The organism is Achromobacter sp. 01N37 (assembly GCF_056399725.1).
Window position 1 is genome coordinate 260,681 of sequence record NZ_JBFTRX010000002.1, and the last position, 17,256, is coordinate 277,936.

General features: G+C 64.2%; 21 protein-coding genes. 15 read left to right on the top strand and 6 right to left on the bottom strand.

Going from position 1 to position 17,256, the window contains the following annotated elements; translation table 11 throughout:
- Nucleotides 1-24: 24 nt before the first annotated feature.
- The 3 genes from AC1DSJ_RS04390 to AC1DSJ_RS04400 are packed head-to-tail and all read left to right on the top strand — an operon-like array spanning nucleotide 25 to nucleotide 4,171.
- A complete protein-coding gene (locus AC1DSJ_RS04390; RefSeq protein WP_441371825.1) occupies nucleotides 25-1,476 on the top strand; it encodes a hypothetical protein in 1,452 nt (483 codons plus the stop codon).
- Nucleotides 1,476-2,141: a baseplate wedge 1 family protein gene (locus AC1DSJ_RS04395; RefSeq protein ID WP_054426726.1), complete on the top strand. Its 666-nt coding sequence runs from the start codon at nucleotides 1,476-1,478 to the stop codon at nucleotides 2,139-2,141. The genes AC1DSJ_RS04390 and AC1DSJ_RS04395 overlap by 1 nt, the downstream gene beginning before the upstream one ends.
- On the top strand, nucleotides 2,141-4,171 hold the full coding sequence (locus AC1DSJ_RS04400; RefSeq protein ID WP_476760269.1) for a hypothetical protein: 2,031 nt from the start codon (nucleotides 2,141-2,143) through the stop codon (nucleotides 4,169-4,171). Before AC1DSJ_RS04395 ends, AC1DSJ_RS04400 begins: the two co-directional genes overlap by 1 nt.
- A 565-nt stretch (nucleotides 4,172-4,736) precedes the next feature.
- Here AC1DSJ_RS04400 and AC1DSJ_RS04405 read toward each other — a convergent pair.
- Entirely contained in the window at nucleotides 4,737-4,961 is a 225-nt protein-coding gene (locus tag AC1DSJ_RS04405) for a hypothetical protein (protein WP_441371463.1), read from the bottom strand.
- Between the two features lie 71 nt (nucleotides 4,962-5,032).
- Here AC1DSJ_RS04405 and AC1DSJ_RS04410 point away from each other — a divergent pair, with 71 nt between their 5' ends.
- Complete coding sequence (locus AC1DSJ_RS04410) at nucleotides 5,033-5,389, top strand: phage tail protein (RefSeq protein ID WP_441371464.1); 357 nt, start codon at nucleotides 5,033-5,035, stop codon at nucleotides 5,387-5,389.
- A 3-nt stretch (nucleotides 5,390-5,392) separates the two neighbouring features.
- On the opposite strand, the gene AC1DSJ_RS04415 is transcribed toward AC1DSJ_RS04410, so the two are convergent.
- A complete protein-coding gene (locus AC1DSJ_RS04415) occupies nucleotides 5,393-6,415 on the bottom strand; it encodes a tyrosine-type recombinase/integrase (protein WP_054426644.1) in 1,023 nt (340 codons plus the stop codon).
- Between the two features lie 92 nt (nucleotides 6,416-6,507).
- On the opposite strand from AC1DSJ_RS04415, the gene AC1DSJ_RS04420 reads away from it, so the two are divergent.
- The 6 genes from AC1DSJ_RS04420 (at nucleotide 6,508) to AC1DSJ_RS04445 (ending at nucleotide 10,359) form a co-directional block, all read left to right on the top strand.
- Nucleotides 6,508-6,846, top strand: a complete 339-nt coding sequence (locus tag AC1DSJ_RS04420; RefSeq protein WP_054426643.1) for a hypothetical protein — start codon at nucleotides 6,508-6,510, stop codon at nucleotides 6,844-6,846.
- Nucleotide 6,847: 1 nt separating this feature from the next.
- Complete coding sequence (locus AC1DSJ_RS04425; protein WP_054426642.1) at nucleotides 6,848-7,120, top strand: hypothetical protein; 273 nt, start codon at nucleotides 6,848-6,850, stop codon at nucleotides 7,118-7,120.
- A gap of 55 nt (nucleotides 7,121-7,175) precedes the next feature.
- The gene (locus tag AC1DSJ_RS04430; RefSeq protein ID WP_441371465.1) at nucleotides 7,176-7,670 is read left to right on the top strand and encodes a hypothetical protein; all 495 of its coding nucleotides are present in this window, start codon (nucleotides 7,176-7,178) and stop codon (nucleotides 7,668-7,670) included.
- On the top strand, nucleotides 7,654-7,920 hold the full coding sequence (locus AC1DSJ_RS04435) for a hypothetical protein (RefSeq protein WP_441371466.1): 267 nt from the start codon (nucleotides 7,654-7,656) through the stop codon (nucleotides 7,918-7,920). The genes AC1DSJ_RS04430 and AC1DSJ_RS04435 overlap by 17 nt, the downstream gene beginning before the upstream one ends.
- A 219-nt stretch (nucleotides 7,921-8,139) precedes the next feature.
- Nucleotides 8,140-8,631 (top strand): carboxymuconolactone decarboxylase family protein, encoded by a 492-nt coding sequence (locus AC1DSJ_RS04440; protein ID WP_054426639.1) that lies wholly within the window; start codon nucleotides 8,140-8,142, stop codon nucleotides 8,629-8,631.
- Nucleotides 8,632-8,790: 159 nt separating this feature from the next.
- The gene (locus AC1DSJ_RS04445) at nucleotides 8,791-10,359 is read left to right on the top strand and encodes a sensor domain-containing diguanylate cyclase (protein ID WP_441371467.1); all 1,569 of its coding nucleotides are present in this window, start codon (nucleotides 8,791-8,793) and stop codon (nucleotides 10,357-10,359) included.
- On the opposite strand, the gene AC1DSJ_RS04450 is transcribed toward AC1DSJ_RS04445, so the two are convergent.
- The 3 genes from AC1DSJ_RS04450 to AC1DSJ_RS04460 form a co-directional block, all read right to left on the bottom strand.
- Complete coding sequence (locus AC1DSJ_RS04450) at nucleotides 10,349-11,443, bottom strand: Lnb N-terminal periplasmic domain-containing protein (RefSeq protein ID WP_441371468.1); 1,095 nt, start codon at nucleotides 11,441-11,443, stop codon at nucleotides 10,349-10,351. The two genes, AC1DSJ_RS04445 and AC1DSJ_RS04450, sit on opposite strands and share 11 nt — an antisense overlap.
- A 169-nt stretch (nucleotides 11,444-11,612) precedes the next feature.
- Entirely contained in the window at nucleotides 11,613-11,780 is a 168-nt protein-coding gene (locus tag AC1DSJ_RS04455) for a hypothetical protein (protein WP_175171814.1), read from the bottom strand.
- Between the two features lie 268 nt (nucleotides 11,781-12,048).
- Nucleotides 12,049-12,738, bottom strand: a complete 690-nt coding sequence (locus AC1DSJ_RS04460; protein WP_441371469.1) for a DUF3313 domain-containing protein — start codon at nucleotides 12,736-12,738, stop codon at nucleotides 12,049-12,051.
- Between the two features lie 210 nt (nucleotides 12,739-12,948).
- Here AC1DSJ_RS04460 and AC1DSJ_RS04465 point away from each other — a divergent pair, with 210 nt between their 5' ends.
- A complete protein-coding gene (locus AC1DSJ_RS04465) occupies nucleotides 12,949-13,143 on the top strand; it encodes a hypothetical protein (RefSeq protein ID WP_054426635.1) in 195 nt (64 codons plus the stop codon).
- A gap of 111 nt (nucleotides 13,144-13,254) precedes the next feature.
- On the top strand, nucleotides 13,255-13,887 hold the full coding sequence (locus tag AC1DSJ_RS04470; protein WP_054426752.1) for an FMN-binding negative transcriptional regulator: 633 nt from the start codon (nucleotides 13,255-13,257) through the stop codon (nucleotides 13,885-13,887).
- Here the strand turns inward: AC1DSJ_RS04470 and AC1DSJ_RS04475 are convergent.
- The gene (locus AC1DSJ_RS04475) at nucleotides 13,847-15,154 is read right to left on the bottom strand and encodes an MFS transporter (protein ID WP_441371470.1); all 1,308 of its coding nucleotides are present in this window, start codon (nucleotides 15,152-15,154) and stop codon (nucleotides 13,847-13,849) included. The two genes, AC1DSJ_RS04470 and AC1DSJ_RS04475, sit on opposite strands and share 41 nt — an antisense overlap.
- 86 nt (nucleotides 15,155-15,240) lie before the next feature.
- On the opposite strand from AC1DSJ_RS04475, the gene AC1DSJ_RS04480 reads away from it, so the two are divergent.
- The 3 genes from AC1DSJ_RS04480 (at nucleotide 15,241) to AC1DSJ_RS04490 (ending at nucleotide 17,234) form a co-directional block, all read left to right on the top strand.
- A complete protein-coding gene (locus tag AC1DSJ_RS04480) occupies nucleotides 15,241-15,990 on the top strand; it encodes an ArsR/SmtB family transcription factor (RefSeq protein ID WP_175171809.1) in 750 nt (249 codons plus the stop codon).
- A 131-nt stretch (nucleotides 15,991-16,121) separates the two neighbouring features.
- A complete protein-coding gene (locus AC1DSJ_RS04485) occupies nucleotides 16,122-16,739 on the top strand; it encodes an N-acetyltransferase (RefSeq protein ID WP_254600770.1) in 618 nt (205 codons plus the stop codon).
- A gap of 222 nt (nucleotides 16,740-16,961) precedes the next feature.
- Complete coding sequence (locus AC1DSJ_RS04490) at nucleotides 16,962-17,234, top strand: hypothetical protein (RefSeq protein ID WP_082387210.1); 273 nt, start codon at nucleotides 16,962-16,964, stop codon at nucleotides 17,232-17,234.
- Nucleotides 17,235-17,256: the final 22 nt, after the last annotated feature.

Consider the following 17,256-nt stretch of genomic DNA (forward strand, 5'->3'; position numbering starts at 1 on the left):
CCCCAATCCTTTTTCGAGGTACCTATGGCCTACGGTGTCACACCGGACGGGTTCGTACGCCCGCGCCTGCCGGAAATCCGCCAGGAGATCGTGGCGGACCTGCGCGCCCGCATGCAGTCCGCCGGCTTCAACGGCGCGGTGGAAACCCGCCCCGACAGCATTACCGGTCTGTTGATCGATACGTTCGCCGAGCGCGAAGCCACGTTGTGGGAGCAAGCGGAAGGCGTGTATTACGCGATGTACCCCGGCTCGGCGACGGGGGTGTCGCTGGATCGCGCGGTGTCGTTTACTGGCGTGTCGCGGTATCGCGACGAGCCCTCGCGCGCCTATGTGGTGCTGTATGGCGCGGCGGGCACGACGGTGCCGGCGGGCGCGCAAGTACGGCATCGCGTCAGCCAGAACCTGTGGGCGCTGGCGAGCGCCACGCAGATCCTGGCCGGCGCCGCGGCGGACGTGATCCTTCAACCCGCGGTTACGCCATCCAGCGCCTACATCGTGTCAATCGACGGTGCGGCATATTCTTACACGTCGGGCACGACGACGAACCTGCCTCAGATTCTGGCGGGGCTGGTCACGGCGTTGACGCCTAGCGGCCTGGCCGTATCCAGCGATGGCGCCTCGGTACGCATCCATACGGATGGACGCAGCGCGGCGGCGTTCACGTGGTCCGGCAACTTGTCTCTGATCCGTTTAGGCTCGCCGGGCCTTGCCGTGACGCTGGGCGCATCGACGGAAGGCGCGGCGGTGGGTGACTTGAACGGCATCATCACGCAGATCGACGGCTGGGAAGCCGTGGGCAACCTGCAAGCGGGTGTGGCGGGGCGCCTGGCGGAGAACGCGGCGGAGCTGCGTGCGCGATATCCCACCGGCCTGTTCCGGTTGGGCGCGGCGACGCTGCCCAGCATCGCGCCCAATGTGCGCGACCGGGTGGCTGGCGTGCGCACCGTGAAGGTGTTCATGAACAGCACCGACACGCCGGATGCGCTGGGCAGGCCACCGCACAGTGTGCATGTGGTGGCGGACGGCGGCCTGGATGACGAAGTGGCCGACGCGATCTTTCGCGTGGTGGCCGCCGGCATCGACACCCATGGCAAGCAGCAGGTGGTGGTCAAGGATGAGGACGGCGCGGACCACCTGATCCGCTTCGACCGGCCCGAGCGTGTCTACCTGTGGGTGCGCTGCGCCACCACGCTGCTGTCGCCGGCTGAGCAGGCATTTCCTCCAGACGGCTTTCAACGCATTGCCGAGAACCTGGCAGCCGTGGGCGACGCGTCGAGCATTGGCGAAGACGTCATCCTGCAACGGCTCTACGGCGCCATCTATCGCACGCCTGGCCTGGCGTCGGTGGATCTGAAGCTGGCGTTCTCCACCAACCCCGCGTTCACGCCCACGCCGGCCGACTACCGCGCCGCCAACGTGACGATCCAGGACTTCCAGGTGGCCGCGTTCGACTTGTCACGCATCGAGGTGACCTGATGGACTTGAACCAAGACCATGGGCAAGTTGCGTGGGGCCACTGGCTGGGCCAGTTCCAGACCAAGCGGCGGCTGGAGGCGCTGGTCCGCGCACTGCTCAAACCCGCCGATGGCCTGCAAGGCGCGCTGCGCTCCCTGTACGAGGACCGGTGGCTAGAGACCGCGGTGGGCAAGCAGCTCGATGGCATCGGCGAGATCGTGGGCTTGCCCCGCGTGATTGATGAAGCGATCTACATCCGCTTCTTCGGCTTCGAAGGGCAGCCGAACGTCGGAGGCTTCTCCGACGCCCGTTTTCGCCGCGCCAACGAACGGACGGTAGCCGGGTCGACGTCCTTGCTGGACGCCGAGTACCGCAAGCTTCTGTACTGGAAGATCGCGCTGAACAACGGGCACGGCACCACGCCGGAGATCGCCTCGTCGCTCAAACCGATCTTCGACGTGAGCCGCGTCGTGGTGCAGAACGCGGGCAACGCAAAGATCCGCATCTGGGTCAGCCGGATTCCCGGTCCCAATGACCCGCTTATGGCCAACCCCTACAAGTGGGTACCCCAAGCCGCCGGTGTCGGCGTGCAACTCATTACCGGCTCGACCGACAAGCCTTTCGGCTTTCGCGAGCAAGGTTTCTTTGGCTTTGGCGTCGGCGTGCTGGCGCGAGGAATCTACTGATGGCAGACCCTACTTTTTTCGACCTTTTCAACTCGACCTGGGCGCAAAACGGCCTGACCGAGGGCATCACCGACCTGCAATACAAGACGGGTTGGTCGTACATCGGTTCCGTGCCGCCCTCTGTCGAACAGTTCAACAAGGTCCAGCAGACCACCGATGAACGCCTGGCCTGGCTGTACAAGCAGCTGGACGGCCTGGCGGCAGTCACGGGCCGTCCGCTGGCGGCCACGGGCTTCGACGCACTGAGCTACGCGCAGCAGAACCTGAACGCCACCAACCTGAAGACCGGCACGGTGCCTGTTGCGCGCTTGTCGGGCACGGCCACCGCGCTGACCGCAGGCGCCGCGCAGAAGCTGGCCACGGCGCGCACCATTGCAGCGACCGGCGACGCAACGGGTTCCGGAACATTCGACGGTTCCGCCAACTTGTCGGTGGGCCTGACGCTGAGCAGCACCGGCGTGACTGCGGGCAGCTACGGCAACGCCAACGCGGTGCCGACGTTCACCGTAGACGCCAAGGGCCGCGTGTCGGCAGCCGGCGAGGTCGCAGTCGGTAATGCCGCCACCGCAACCAAGCTGGCCACGACGCGTCTGTTCTCTGTCACGGGCGGCGCGACGGCTGGCGGCGTGAGCTTTGACGGAACCGGCAACGTCGCGCTTAACGTGACCGCGTTGGACGTGTCGAAAGCCACCGCCGGCACCTTGCCGGTGGCGCGCGGCGGCACGGGCGTGGCGACGCTTGCCGCAGGCTCGTACTTGACCGGGGCGGGCACGGGCGCGCTGGTATCGCGCACGCCGGCGCAGGTGCTGGAGGATATTCAGGCACTGCCGAAGGCGGGCGGCGAGGTTACGGGTCCGGTGGTGTTGGGCACGGGCGCGGCGATCGGCTCGCAGTATGGCGTGAACACGTCGTCGGGACGCACCGCGCATGTGCTGTTACCGGATGGCGGCGCCTATTCGACCCACACCGCCACCGTCGCGGGCGCGATGAAGATCACGCTGCCCGCTGCGGCTGTCGGGGTGAACACGATGCTGCGCTTGCGCGTGGACCTGTTCGAGTACCTGGACGGCGTGCCGCCCGTGTCGCTGTTGATCCATGGTTATGTTCAGACAACCAAGGCGTGGGGGCGTTGCGGGGCGACGGTGCTGGCGGGAAGCCCGGTGTCGGACGTGCCGGTCCGGTTCGGCTCGGATGCGGCGGGCAAGCTCTGCATCTGGATCGGCGATACGTCGAAGTCCTGGTCTTATCCCACAGTGACCGTGTCGGAGGTACAGGCCAAGTACAACTCTTCTGGCGCGTCGGTCTCGGCGTGGGCAAGCGGATGGTTGGTGGAACCCGTCACGGCGTTTGAGACGGTGTCGCAAACCGCCGCGATCAGTAATCTGGCCTTTGCTCGTTCAGATATCCCCCGCGTGACCGGCTTACAGTCGGCACTGGACACTCGCGTGCCTGTCGTGTCCGTGAGCAGTTTGCCCACGACGAATATCGGCCCGGTTCTAGTTGCTGAAGTTGCGGAAGTTTGGATCTGGGTTTCCTCAAGCTTCTTTACCGGCTATCGCTCGCCCCTTTGCGGTCGGCCGCTGGACGGCCACACCGTGGCGCCACTCCCGAGCGAAGTAGACGCAGTAGGCGGCGTCCTGCAGAAGTCCGCTTATGCCGCGCTCTGGGGTTACGCGCAGGAAAATGGCCTGGTGCTCACGCAGGCCAATTGGGAAGCGCGCAGGGGTGGGCACTACTTCGTAAACCTCGACGCGAATACGTTCCGCGTCCCGGATCTGCGCGATATGTTCCGCCGATTTACGGGAACTGACGCTGACACTGCAAATGCAAGAGGCATCGGTTCGCGCCAAGTACAGGCGTTTGCCGCGCACAGTCATCAGCTTTCTGCGCGGTCCATTACCGTCGGCACGGGCGGCTTGGTTGACGTTGCAAGCTCGGCAGCGACGGGCGGGTGGGGCTTGACCACAACAGCTGGAGGAGCTGAGACCCGACCAATAAACACCGCCTATCTGCCGCGCATCCATGCATAAACCTAGGCGTGAATTCGCGGGTGGAATGCAACGTTCTGAGGGCGGCTTTCCGCCCCACCGGATGCGTTAATCCAAATCCCTGTGGGCGCGGAGTTGATAGAAATTCCGGTGGCTGCTGTAGCTGTTCCGCTAGCAATGCCACCGGCCCCGAAGTTATTAAATGAGTTGGTGCCTCCGCCTGACATAAGGAAATAGGCTCCCCCGGGACCGACATGAGCATGCCCCGCGTCATTCACGCCATGGCTGTGCCATGGATCAGAGACGGTGTGCGAGTGGCTGGGATAGGCCCCCACTTGCTTGCTGCCGATGCCTCTTGCATTTGCAGTGAGAGGAACATCACGCATGGATTCGGGAGTGATAGGCGGCGTTCACGGGCCGAGTTTCGGTAAAGCCGCCACCAGACACGACGCCTCCGGTTGGCATAGTGCCGCGCCCGTCCGCGTTGCGAGACAAGGCGCCGCCGGCACCGTCGAGTTGCGTATAGGCGAGGACGTTATGTGCATGGTCCAACAGCGCATGCGCCTGACGACTACCGAGCGGTCTCGCATTTGCAGTGAGGCAGACGCTACGCGTGGATACGCGGGTGGTAGGCGGTATTCAGAGAGCGGGTTTCGTCCGACGTGCGCGCACCGGGCGACAGAGACATAGCTACGTCCATGAACCTCAAATAGCCGGCCACTTGATTGATCGAATAGATCGTTCCGACGTCGCGCGTCTTGGTGAAGACGCCGCCTGCTCCTCCATTCGCTCCGGCGGCAATATCGGTAAGCGTGCCGGTCACCCGCTGCATGGCGTCTGTCTGCCGACTACCCAACGCTCTCGCATTTGCAGTGCAAATTTCATTTCTTAGGAGAAAGCAGTATGCAGAAGGAAGTTTTCCAGACCGGCGACGACGGCCTCTACCTATACGCGTCCGTTGCGAACGAGTTGGCGCTGTCGCCCGGCGCATTCAATATCGCCTACGGCGCATACGAGGATGCTCCGCCAGCGCCGCCCGCGGGGAAATGGCCGCGCCGCGTGGGTGAGACGTGGGTCATGGTCGACGACTATCGCACCACGCCGTTATGGGGGGTGGAGACTGACACGCCGTATTCAATCGGTGCCGACCATGATGGCGCCGGAGGCAAAGTCAGCTACCCGGGCTGGGGTACGCTGCCGGCATGGCTGACCGCGGACGAGCCGCCGCGACCGGACGAAGTGGATTCGGACGAGACGTAAGATTTACGCCGCCAGGGGCAGGGCCTCCGACTCGATATCGCGCTCACGGCGCATTTCTTCCAGTTGGCGCCGCCCCAGTGGGCTGCGCACCAGCTTCTGGGCTAACTCTCGGCCGTGTGGGTGGTAGTAGCGCAGCAGCATCCGGGTGTCCACGTTGCCGTTGACCTTGGCCAGCTCATGAATCTGGAACACCGTAGCAAGCTGCGAGGTGCCTTCGTGCCGAAGGTCATGAAACCGTAGGTCACGGAAATATGCCCCATTCGGCCTACGGCCATATTGGCGGCACATCCGTTCATAGCTCAAACGAGCGCGCCGCCGCGCCCGAATGAACGCGCGCGTGACTGAACCCGGTTGCATTTTGAAGATGCGGCCCCGTAGGGGTTTGCCGGTGACCCAGCGCCGCAGAGCCTCTCGTGCGCGCGGAGTCAGCGGAACGTTTCGCGCGCGCCCGTTTTTCGTATGGGGCAGGTGCACCACTCCGTGCATAAGGTCCAGATGCTCACGCAAGATGCCGACCACCTCGGACCGGCGCATGCCGGTTTCTTTGGCGACGGTGAGGATGGTGGGTAGCTCGGCCGACCGGGTGGCGCGGATGATCCACTCCAGTTCTTTACGGGGGCAGTCGTCGTCGGAGACGCCGCGCAACGTGATGCGGTCGAACAGCCGGCGGTCGCGCGCGTCGTCCACTGCTGGCCGGCGCACCAGCTGCACCGGATTGGCCAACTGGTCGAAGCCCCAATCTTTCCGGATCACCGTGTACACGTGGGATAGAAAGGCCATTCGCCGCACGACGGTGGCGGGGGCTCTGTCCTTTAACCACTCGTCTCGCAGTTCGGTTAAGTCTGAGCTGCGAATCCGGTCAACCGGCCTGATGGCCAGGCGCGTAGCGCGCCAGACGCGCGCGATGGACTGTTCTGCCGCGTGGCCCTTCTTTGTGGACGAAACCTCGGCCAGATAGCGCGTCAGCGCTTCAGCCAAGGTGGGCGTGGATTTGCGGCGGGGCTGACGGCGGGACCAAGGTTTCATGAGGCAAAAGGCCCGAGTTGTAGCGCAAATCAGCGTTTCGTGTTTTTACCGGCCCGCACTAGCGGGCTTTTCATTGTCTTTAGGGGATGCGAATGAACCTCCAAGATTTCGACGCCTTGGCGGCGAAGTTCGCTGGTGTACTGGGTGCGGCGGTGTCCATGCGCTATCTGCATGGATCGTGGACGGCGCGAATCAGCATGGCAATCAGCGGATCGCTTGGCGCGTATTACGCCGCGCCCTATCTGTCTGCGGTGCTGGGGATTCCCGAGGGACTCACGGGATTTCTGGTCGGCATGTTCGGCATGGCGGTTGTGTCGCGGGCGTGGGAAGCCGTGCAAGCGTTTCCCATACCGGACATGTGGCAGGCGGTCATAGACCGCGTACGGGGCCGGCCTTCCGCTCGTGCACCGGAAGACAACCACAGGATATGACATGGACAGCACCGTCTACCTCACGTTGTGGGCCGTCCTGGCATTCGTTTGCTGGCTGATCGTGGCAGGCGGGGCGGCGCTGGCCGTTCTTTCCAAGTCGATCAAAGACACCTTGCTAGAGCGCATCGGCCTGGCATTGGTCGGGTTGACTGCGACCGGCGCAGCCTGCCGCATCTTCTTGGTCGGTTGGGCCAGCGCGGGCGATGCGGCCCTTGCTGCCTCCGCAGCATTTTATGTGGCCTCTGTGACCGCCAAACATATAAGGAATCCATAACGATGACTTCAACGATTGCAGCGCGGCGTGATGCGCTAGGGGCGAAAAGACAACCATGAACCTTGACACCCTCATCCACACCACCATCTCCCCCGCGCTCACTTTCCTGCCGTCCGCCATGACCTCCCCCGCGGCCCGTATCCTCTTGCTTGCCATCGGCCTTCAAGAAAGCCGTTTCCAACATCGCCGCCAGATCAACGGCCCCGCACGCGGGTTCTGGCAGTTCGAAAAAAACGGTGGGGTACTGGGCGTGCTGACGCACCCGTCCAGCCGCGATGCCGCGCATAACCTGTGCGCCGCCCGCAACGTGCCCCCGCTATCCGCATCCGTCTACTCCGCGCTGGAAACGGACGATGTGCTGGCCGCAGGCTTCGCGCGTCTGTTGCTCTGGACGGACCCTTTGCGCTTGCCGGCGCCCGGTGATGTCGACGGCGCGTGGGCGCTGTACTTGCGGACCTGGCGCCCGGGCAAGCCGCATTCGCACACGTGGGCGGCGTTGTATGCCCAAGCCCGCCTGGCAGAGGAAAGCCTTCATGCGCACATGGCTTGAGCGATTCAACAAGATGGTGCTGGTCGCTTTCGGGGCCATCGCGTTATTGGTACTGGCTTACTTGCGTGGACGCGGCGCTGGCCGCGCGGCCGAACGCGAGCAGCGCGATGCGCGCATCAACCAGCAGGCGGATCACGCCCGGCAGGAGGCACGAGATGTGCAAGATCAAACGGCTCGCATGGATGACGCTGCCATTGCTGCTGAGCTTAAGCGCGACTGGGTGCGTGGCGCCGGCCCGGGTGGGCGTTGAATACTGCGAGCATACGCGCCCGATTTATTTCGATGATGCACAGCAGGTTGACGATACGCCGGCCCCCGTGCGCCGGCAGATTCGTGAGGGCAACGCCGTCTGGCGCAGGCTGTGCGGCGCGCCGTCATGACCTAGTCGATATGGCGGTTTATGGCTCTATCGCGCTAGGCCAAGAAGGCGCACGATAGCGGTTCTGATCTTCTCTATCCAGGACCCATCATGAGCGCTCCCCGCCTCGATTACGCCCACGCTTCGCCCGACGGTTACAAGGCCTTTGGCGGGGTATACGTTTACCTTCAGCGCTGCGGCTTGCCGAAGACGCTGATTGATCTTGTCTTTCTTCGGGTGTCGCAGATCAACGGCTGCGCCTATTGCATCGACATGCACTCGCGCGACCTGGTCAAGCAGGGCGTCGCCATCGACAAGCTGGTGCTGGTGCCCGTATGGCATGAGGCCGGCGCCGTGTTCAGCCGCCGCGAACGCACGGCGCTGGCCTGGGCTGAAAGCGTGACCCGCGTGTCCGAGACCGGCGTGCCGGACGAGGACTACGCGGCGGCCGCCGCCGAGTTCACCGACAAGGAGCTGGCGGATCTGACGTATGCGATTGGGCTGATGAACGCGTTCAACCGGCTGGGCGTGTCGTTCAGGGCAACGCCGGCGGCGGCCACGGCGGCGGAACTGGCCGCGGATAGTGCCGAGCCGCAGGAATAGTTCGGCGGCAGACCCCGCCGCGGAAGGCGCCATCCCGCAAGAATTGCCGGGTCCATTTCCCCGGCTTAGCTGTTGTTTTTTTGATTCTTGATGCGCGCAACAATGGTTCATCCGACAAGCAGATGCTAGAACGTATCTGACAAAAAAATCGGAGGCCGCTTGCGTAAACCCAGGATCACATTGCTGTATCTCGTTGTCGGCTTGTCCGTGTTCAGCGCGGCCGTGGCGTTTGCCAATGCGCTGTTCGCGGCGTACACGGTGCAGAAGGAACAACTTGTCGCCACGACGCTTGAGGGCAATCGCGCCTATGCGGTGAAGCTGGCTGAAGTGGTGGATATCTACGTCGGCGCCATTCAGCAGCAGTTGAAGTCCAGCGCGCGCCGTGTGGCGAAGATGATGGATGCGCCGGCAGAGATGGACGAAGAGGTGTTACGCGTGGCCGAGCAATCGGACGGTGTGATTGCTGCGGCGGTGGTGGATGCCAAGGGGGCGATGGTGGCCTTTGCGTCGTTGCTGCCCGGTGCGGAAACGCAGGGCAGAACGACCTCGGGTGTCGATCTGCGCGGCGCAGCGCAATCAGGCAATGTGACGCCGCCGTATCTGTCGTCGCAAGGGTTATGGACGGTGGCCCTGACCGAACCCGTGCGGGATGCGCAGGGCAAGTACCTGGGCTTTGTGGGGGCGGCGCTTTACCTTCAGCACAACACCGAACTGGACCGCCTGCTGCAAGAGCATTTCTACCGTGATGGTTCCTACGTTTATGTGGTCGGGGCCGACGGCAATATCCTGTACCACCGCGACCATCGCCGGATTGGAACGGGGGGCGACTCCAATCGCGTCATCCAGGCCCTGTTGCGCCGGGAGTCCGGCTCCATGGCGGTCACCAATAGCCAGGGCGTTCCCATGCTGGCCGGCTATGCGCATATGAGCCTGGGCGGCTGGGGCGTGGTGGTGCAACGGCCCGTGGCCGAGACGCTTGCGCCTTTGCATGGGCTGATGTGGCGGATCTTTGAATACTCCATTCCCGCCGCGCTCGTCATGCTGTTGATGGTGTCGGCGATGGGCTTCTGGATCGCCAGGCCGCTGGCAACGCTGGCGCGCGCGATGAAGTCGGGTGATGCCAAACAGGCCACGCCGTTGATTCAATCGGTGCAGGCCAATTACTTCGAAGCCGAACAACTGCGCGACGCCGTCGGCTTCACCATGGCGCAGCACGAAAGCCAGATTGGCAAGTTGAACGCTGAGACGATGACGGACCCGATGACCGGCTTGTTGAATCGCCGGGGCATGGCCAACGAGTTATCAAGGCTGACCTCCGCACGGCTGCCGTTTGCGGTGCTGGCGTTGGATCTGGATCACTTCAAACGTGTCAACGACACCTTTGGGCATGCGGCCGGCGACGTCGTGCTGACGGCGCTGGCGGACATCATGCGCTCTTGCGTGCGCGCCGACGACGCGTGCTGCCGGGTGGGCGGCGAAGAGTTTCTGGTGCTGATGCCGGGGGCCTCCCCGGACGCGGCCCGCGCCATCGCCGAGCGCATTCGTCACGCCACCGAAGGTCACCTGATGCCGGGCGGCGTCGGCCATGTCACCGTCTCGATTGGCGCGGCCCGCTGGCCGGACGATGACGCAGATGCCGGCGCCGTGCTGAAGTGCGCGGATCAGGCGCTGTATCAGGCCAAGACAACGGGCCGCAATCAAGTGGTGATGTGGGTGGCTAACGCGTAGCGTTGCCGGTGACAGGCGCAGCGGTGTGTGCCGTTGCGGCGCGTTCAATCCCCGGCACGCCTTCCCGGATGGCTTGCGAGAAGATTGTGGTCGATTCAGTGGGCGATTCGGTGGACGATAAAGCGGCCGGCTGGGCGGGCACTTCCGTCTGCATTTGCGTGGCGCGGGCGCGGTCCGTGTATCGGCCCAGCCGCCGGTACTGCGCGGCGTTGTTCGCGCCTTGCAGCACCTGCAATTCATAAAGATATTCAGGCAGATAGCCAGAGACCAGCTGCCGGTAATCCAGCGGCAGGCCTGGCACGATACGGCGCGCCATCTGGAACACGATGGTGGTGCAATTGGCGGTCAGCGTGTGATAGAAGCGCGGCGTGTCGCGCAACTGGTTGGCCGTGTTCACGTAGGCCAGAAACAGCGAGCGCGCGTTGTCTGGCGGCATGTGGATGCGGTACAGATAGCCGTCTTCACCGCGCACGTTCGTGCGCACGCGCAGGCTGTCTTCTTCGCTGGATGCGATGACGCTTAGTTCGTACTGCTTGAAGAAGCCGCCGATCTCGGAAAAGCTGTCGCCTTGCTTACGCCGGATCTCCACTGAAAACACGACATAGCGTTCCTGGCCAAAGCCAAACGAGACGAGCGCATGGGCGATGGCGGGGCGGCCCCAATACGACAGCGCCACGTCCACGGATTCGAGTTCGTGCAGCGCGTAGTGGCGCGTTTCCCAATGCGGGGTGAAGTCGGTGCGCGTGCGCCAGGTGAAGTTGCGCACGTTGTGCAGGGTGACGTGATCGCCGTCGATGTCGCCGTAGGTTTGCTGCGCCACTTCCGGAATCCAAGCGCGGTGGTTTGACGGGCGAATGCTGCGCCACCAGATTAGCATCACCAGCAGCGCCACGGCAAAACCGATGCCCGCAGGCCGCCATGCGGGCCAGATCAGTGCGGCGATGGCGGCAAGCGCCAGTGCTGTCCACGCGATTGCGAGCGCGGCGCGCAGGCTTGCGGGTAAGGGGGCGCGTATCCATAGCGCCAGCGCGCCCCAACCGGCGGCGAGCACGATGGTGATGCCAAGCAGGATGGAAGCGGTCATGGTGGTGTTGATCGGTCCAGGCCGCCAGAGTATGGCCGGGCCTGATTTGAACCGTCAATCACGCCGTGGGCGTGTCAGCGCAAGTCCCGCGGGAAGGGAAAGGGGGAAAGCAGCCAGCGCTGAAAGGACGGCGCCGCCGTCATGGCGGCGCGTGTCCTGGCTGGCAAGCTCATGAGCGCACGCGGCTGGCGGCCGGAGGCTCTTTCTTGGCGCGCGGTTTGGGCGCGGCTTTTTTGACTTCGGGCGGAGCGTCAAACTCCTGTTTATTGCGCTCACCACGTGGGGTGTTTTCCGGATGAGGCTTGGGAAAGGCCCAGGGCTTCGTTTTCTGATCCATTGCATGTACTCCTTGCACAGGCGGAACAGTAGCATTAGCCGTGGCTGTGAGTAAGTGAGGGTTGACGTCAATATTCATCACATCGTGATTTTTAAGAAAAAACTTGGGCGTTTTGACCTCAGCGGTGGCGACTATGTTCCCCGCTTGTGGCACGCCGCCACTTCTTGACCGCGAAATTCGCGCTGCGCGTGACGGCAAATGTCCGCCGCGCACGCCATTGGGGCTGCGCGATTTTACGCAGATTCGGAAAGTTCGCCGGGCGCCGCCGTCAAGGTCCCGCGTTCAGCCAGATGCGGTTGAATTGCTCGGTGACCTGACGCGCCCAATCGTCAAGGGCGGCGCGCACGTCGTCCGGCGTGGGTGTTTTGTCCGGGGGCAGATTGCCGCCGGTGACGGCGCCTAGCGATGCGACCAGCAGTTCGTTGGTGTTGGCGTCGCGTACGGACGCCTCAATCAGCAGCCGCGCGGAGTCGTCGCGCATGCCGGCAGCCTTGGCGCCCTGGCCGAGCACAAAGCCAATCGGGATGTACTCCATCGCCCGCGGATCGCGGTCGTTCTTGAAGGTGGCGGTGATGGCGGCCCGCACGCGCATTGTGCGTGGCGCGGGCGCCGCCACCAATTGATAGCCTGCTTTCGAAAGTTCGCGCCGCACCGCTTCATTCATGTACGCCAGGACGCGCTCGCGCAGGGCGGTGTTGTTCTTCATGTCCAACTGGTCGGGCCGGTCGCCGGGAATGTACGTGATCGGTTCCAGCAAGATCTTCTTGTCGTACTGGCTGCTGATCGGCGGGGTGGGGCGCACCCAGATGCGGCCGCCGCTCCAGACGGGGTCCGGTTGCAGCTGCGCCTGTGATTCTCCGAGTTCCGTGGAATAGTTTTCTGCGCGGGGCAGGTTGGTGCAGCCGGCCAGCGCGGCGGCGGCAATGCAACAGGCGGCCAGGGTCAATCGAAAGTTCATGATTTTTCCTTTCCAGACAGGGGCGGAGTCCGCGCCAGCGCAGTGCTAATTATGTGCCGCGCAATGCGTGTCGGCGCAGACATTTCCGCGGCCACACGGGCGGGGTAAACCCTGTCAGGAAATGGAGATCATCCTTTATTACTGCGGCGCCGCGCGGTTGCGGCATGCATGCCGGCGCTACGATGGACGGGTGCACATAGGGAGGAAACTATGGACACCGCCAAGGAATGGTATGCCGCTGTGAAGGAATGGCAGCGCGCCCGCGACGAGCTCACTGCAGCCATCGCCGCAATCAAGTGGCCCAGCCCCACGCCGGGGTGCCTGGAAAGCTACGACCGCGCGTATGCGCTGGAAACCGAGGCGAGAGATCGCATGAACCAGGCGTACGAGCGCGTCCGACGATAGCCGCCTTGGCAGCTTGACTGGCTGGCTCCATGAAACAGCAGTTCGATGGCCCTGTGCATGGGGCCACGAAGGCGTTATGTTGTGATTTTTCCAGACCACTTCAGCCCCGCCATGTATCTGCCGTCCGCTTTCCGTGAAGACGACCTTGCCGTCCAGCATGACTTCATCCGCGCCCATCCGCTGGGCGTCATCATGACCAGCGGGGACGCCGGGCTGATGGCCAACCATATTCCCTGTCTGCTCTATCCCGAAGGCCCGCACGGCGTGCTGCGGCTGCATGTGGCGCGCGCGAATCCGCAGCTGGCGCATCTGGCGGCGGGGCAGGAATGCCTGATCGTTTTTCATGGCGCGCAGGCCTACATTACGCCGTCGTGGTATGCCACCAAGGCCGAGACGCACAAGGTCGTGCCTACGTGGAATTTTGTGGCCGTGCATGTGTGGGGCACGCCTGTCATTCAGGATGATCCCGCCTGGCTGCGCGCGCAGTTGGAGGCGCTGACCAACAGCCAGGAAAAGGCGCGCACGCAACCGTGGAGCGTGGATCAGGCGCCGGCGGATTTCATTGCGGCGCAGATGCGGGCGATTGTGGGCGTCGAGATTCCGATTTCGCGTATCGAAGGCAAGTGGAAAGTCAGCCAGAACCGCACGCTGGCCGACCGCCAGGGCGTGGCGCAAGGGCTGGCCAGCGAAGGGGGCAACGCGGTCATGGCCGGTCTTGTTGCGCGCCGGGGCGGGCTGGACTGAGGGCGTGCGCGGCGTCATCAGGCACGTTGCCGCGCGCTACCGCCGCACCGCGCCCGGCCATGAAGCAGACAATGGCCGCGGCCTGCACCAGCGCCGCTACCGCCAGGAAGCCGATCATCGATTGCCCCGTCGTGTCGAGCACGGCGCGCAGCAGGCCGAACAGGGCGGGTGCGAAGGCGTAGGCGCCTTGCGATAGCGCCACAATCAGCGGCACCACGCGCCCGGTGTCTTCGCGGGCGAATTCGGTTTGCGCGATCAGCGGCGGCAACGAGGTGGCATTGCCGATGCCCGAGCCAAACAGCACGACGCCCACCCACACCGCCCAGGCATGGTCGGCGGCCAGCATCAACGTGAGCGATCCGCAGATCTGGATGGCATAAGCCACGCAGGCCACCTTGCGCCGATCCGCGCCCGCAGGCATCAACGCGCCGACTAGCGTGCGGCCCGCAATGGCGGCCGCCGTCGCCAGCCCCATCGCCACGCCCGCCGTCTGCGCACCCAGCAAGGGCGCAAGCAGCGACAGCAAATGCGCGATCAGCCCGATCTGGGCGAACAACCCCAGCGCCATGCCGCCCGCCAACGTCAGGAAAGCGCGGTCGCGCCACAGGTTGCTGACGCGGGGAAGGGGGGAGGCGGATGACGCGGCAGGGGTGGCGGCGGTGTCGCCGTCGGGCAATTGGCCAAGCTGCTGCGGCGTGACGGCGAACACCTTGCGCGCCAGCAACGCAATCACGAGCACCATCGCAACGCCTACCCACAAGGCGGCCTGCGCAAAGCCGGCTTGGGCAATCAGGAACACCCACAGCGGTGAAAACACGATGCCGCCGACGCTCGCGCCGTTATAGGCCATGCCCAGCGCGGCAGGCCGGCGACGCACGAACCACGGCGCAATCAGCGCGTTGACGGCGGCGGCGCCCAGCGCCACCCACCCCATGCCGCTGAGCACCGACGCCGCATACAGTTGCCACGGCGCCTGGGCTTGCGACCAGCCGGCCACACCCAGCGCCAGCAGCACCGCGCCGCCCAACGTGGCTTGCGGCACGCCCACGCGGCGATACAGGCGCGGCAGGTTGGCGACGACGATTGTGCCGCTTAGAAAATGCAGGGTGACGGCGCCGGACACCAGCGCCACGCTCCAGCCGGTGCGCTGCACCACCGCGTGCAGGAAGACCGGCGGGCCGTAGAAGCCGACTCCCCAACCGAAGATGGCCAGGACGAATGTGGCGGCCAGGACTTTCCAGCCGAAGAAGGGTTGAGCAGTAGGCATGGGTTTTCAGACGCGTCGGATGTTTTCTTGAGATGAGTCGCAGTATGCTTATGCCTTGCACACAACACTTTGGTCTGTAGCGAATCATGGAATCCGAGTTCGCCGACGTCAATCTCTCGGCCGTGGCGGGCGCCATTGCCGACCCGGCCCGCGCGCGCATGCTATGCCTGCTGCTGGACGGCCGCGCGCGCACCGCGACGGAATTGGCGTCGGCGGCGGACATTGGCGCATCCACAGCCAGCAGCCATTTCCAGCGCTTGCGCGAGCAAGGCCTGGTCGAGATGGCGGTGCAAGGCAAGCATCGCTACTTCCGCCTGGCCAATGGTGAAGTGGCGCACGCGCTGGAAGCGTTGCTTGTCGTGGCCGGCGCCGAGCGCGTGCCGTTCAAACCCAATACGCCCTCTGCTTTGCGCGAAGCCCGCACCTGCTACGACCACATGGCCGGCACGTTGGCCGTGCGCATCCACGACGCCATGATCGCGCGTCAATGGCTCACGCCTGATGGCCGCGATTACGTGCTGACGCCGCTGGGCGAAGCATCGCTTGCGCAGGTGGGCGTGGACGTGGCGCAGGCCCGGCAACGCCGCCGGCGCTTTGCTTGCGCGTGCCTGGACTGGAGCGAGCGCCGTTCGCACCTGGGCGGCGCGCTGGGCGCGGCCTTGCTTGACGCGGTGGTGCAGCGCGGCTGGATCACCAAGGATCTGGATTCGCGCGCGCTGTCGGTCACCCGCAAGGGGGCGCGGCAGTTTCCGGCGTTCTTCGGCCAACCCGACGGGCAATCCCTGGCCCAACATGCCAACGGCTGGACGCCGGCAGACACGCATGCCGCGGCCTAGCCCACACCCATAACCCATCCATTCCCAGCCGCGAATGCGGCTATTTTTTTATCAACGCTGTACAGGAGGTGGCCTTGCCTACGTTGGCACTGCACGCATTGCATTCGCTCTCGCGTTTCATGAGCGGAGTGATGGAACTACGCATCGACGTCAATCATGCTCCCCAAGAAGTGGAGAACGAACTCGATGCCATACACGCGCGGATGAACCGCCCTTTGGATCGCTTGCACGCTCTGCCGGAGGTCAAGACCGACATCCCTGGCATCGTGCTTCGCTATCGCGAGGCGGACGGCGAGTACTACGTGTATGTGGTGGATGTGCAGCGCGACCGGGTGGCGGGCTACACCGTGTTCAACCGGCTGATCGAAGTGGGCAAGCGCGCCGACCCCTACGTGCGTGCGCCGCATTCGAAGTACGCCGCGCCGTATCAAGGCATGGGGCTGGCGACGGCGGTGTACCGGTGGGGGCTGGACGCGGGCCTGTGCATCATCAGCGGCGCGCGCCAGTCCACCGGCGCGCATCGCTTGTGGATGGGGCTGGCGCGGCATTACGAGCTGGGCTACGTGGACCTGCGCCGTAAGCAGTTGCGCTATCTGGGGCGCGAGGTGGCGCCCCGTGTTCAGGAGGATCTGCACACGCGAATGATCCTGTTGGGGCGGGGCTGGGCGCTGGATGACTACATGCGGGCGACGGCCATGCTTCCGGCGGAAGATGCGATTTCGCAACAGGACTTAGGGAAATCCCCGTAAAACCGGGCGGCGATGCGGGTGCGGCGAACCTGGCGTTGCGCCGCAGCCCGCGTCAGGCTTGCCTATCCGCCAAATACGCGTTTCAGCATCTCAGGATTTGAGAAATGGGGACGTAATTCTTGCGGTGCAACAATGTTTCTATTTTCTGCCCAGGTTACAAAACATATCTGAACTGTCATGAAAGCCCGGAGTATGCTCGACCGCAGAAAGAGGGCATTCGAAGTGCATCCAAACAACTTGATCTACAAGGGATACCGGCTGACGGCCAAGGTGTCCCGGGGCGCGGACGCAGAGGTTCAAGCGTTGCCCAGCGGCCCCGTATTCATCGCCTCGATAATGGTGGTTCAGGCAGGCGCCGTGCTGGAAGGCGGCGACGAATACCCGGTTCCCCGTTTTGCCGAAGGCGGTTTCGTCTACAGTCCGCGAGAGGCCGTGCACGCGGCCATATCGCATGGCCGCGAGATCGTCGACGGCCTGACGAACATGCCGTCTTAGCGATGTGGTCTCAGTGATCCGG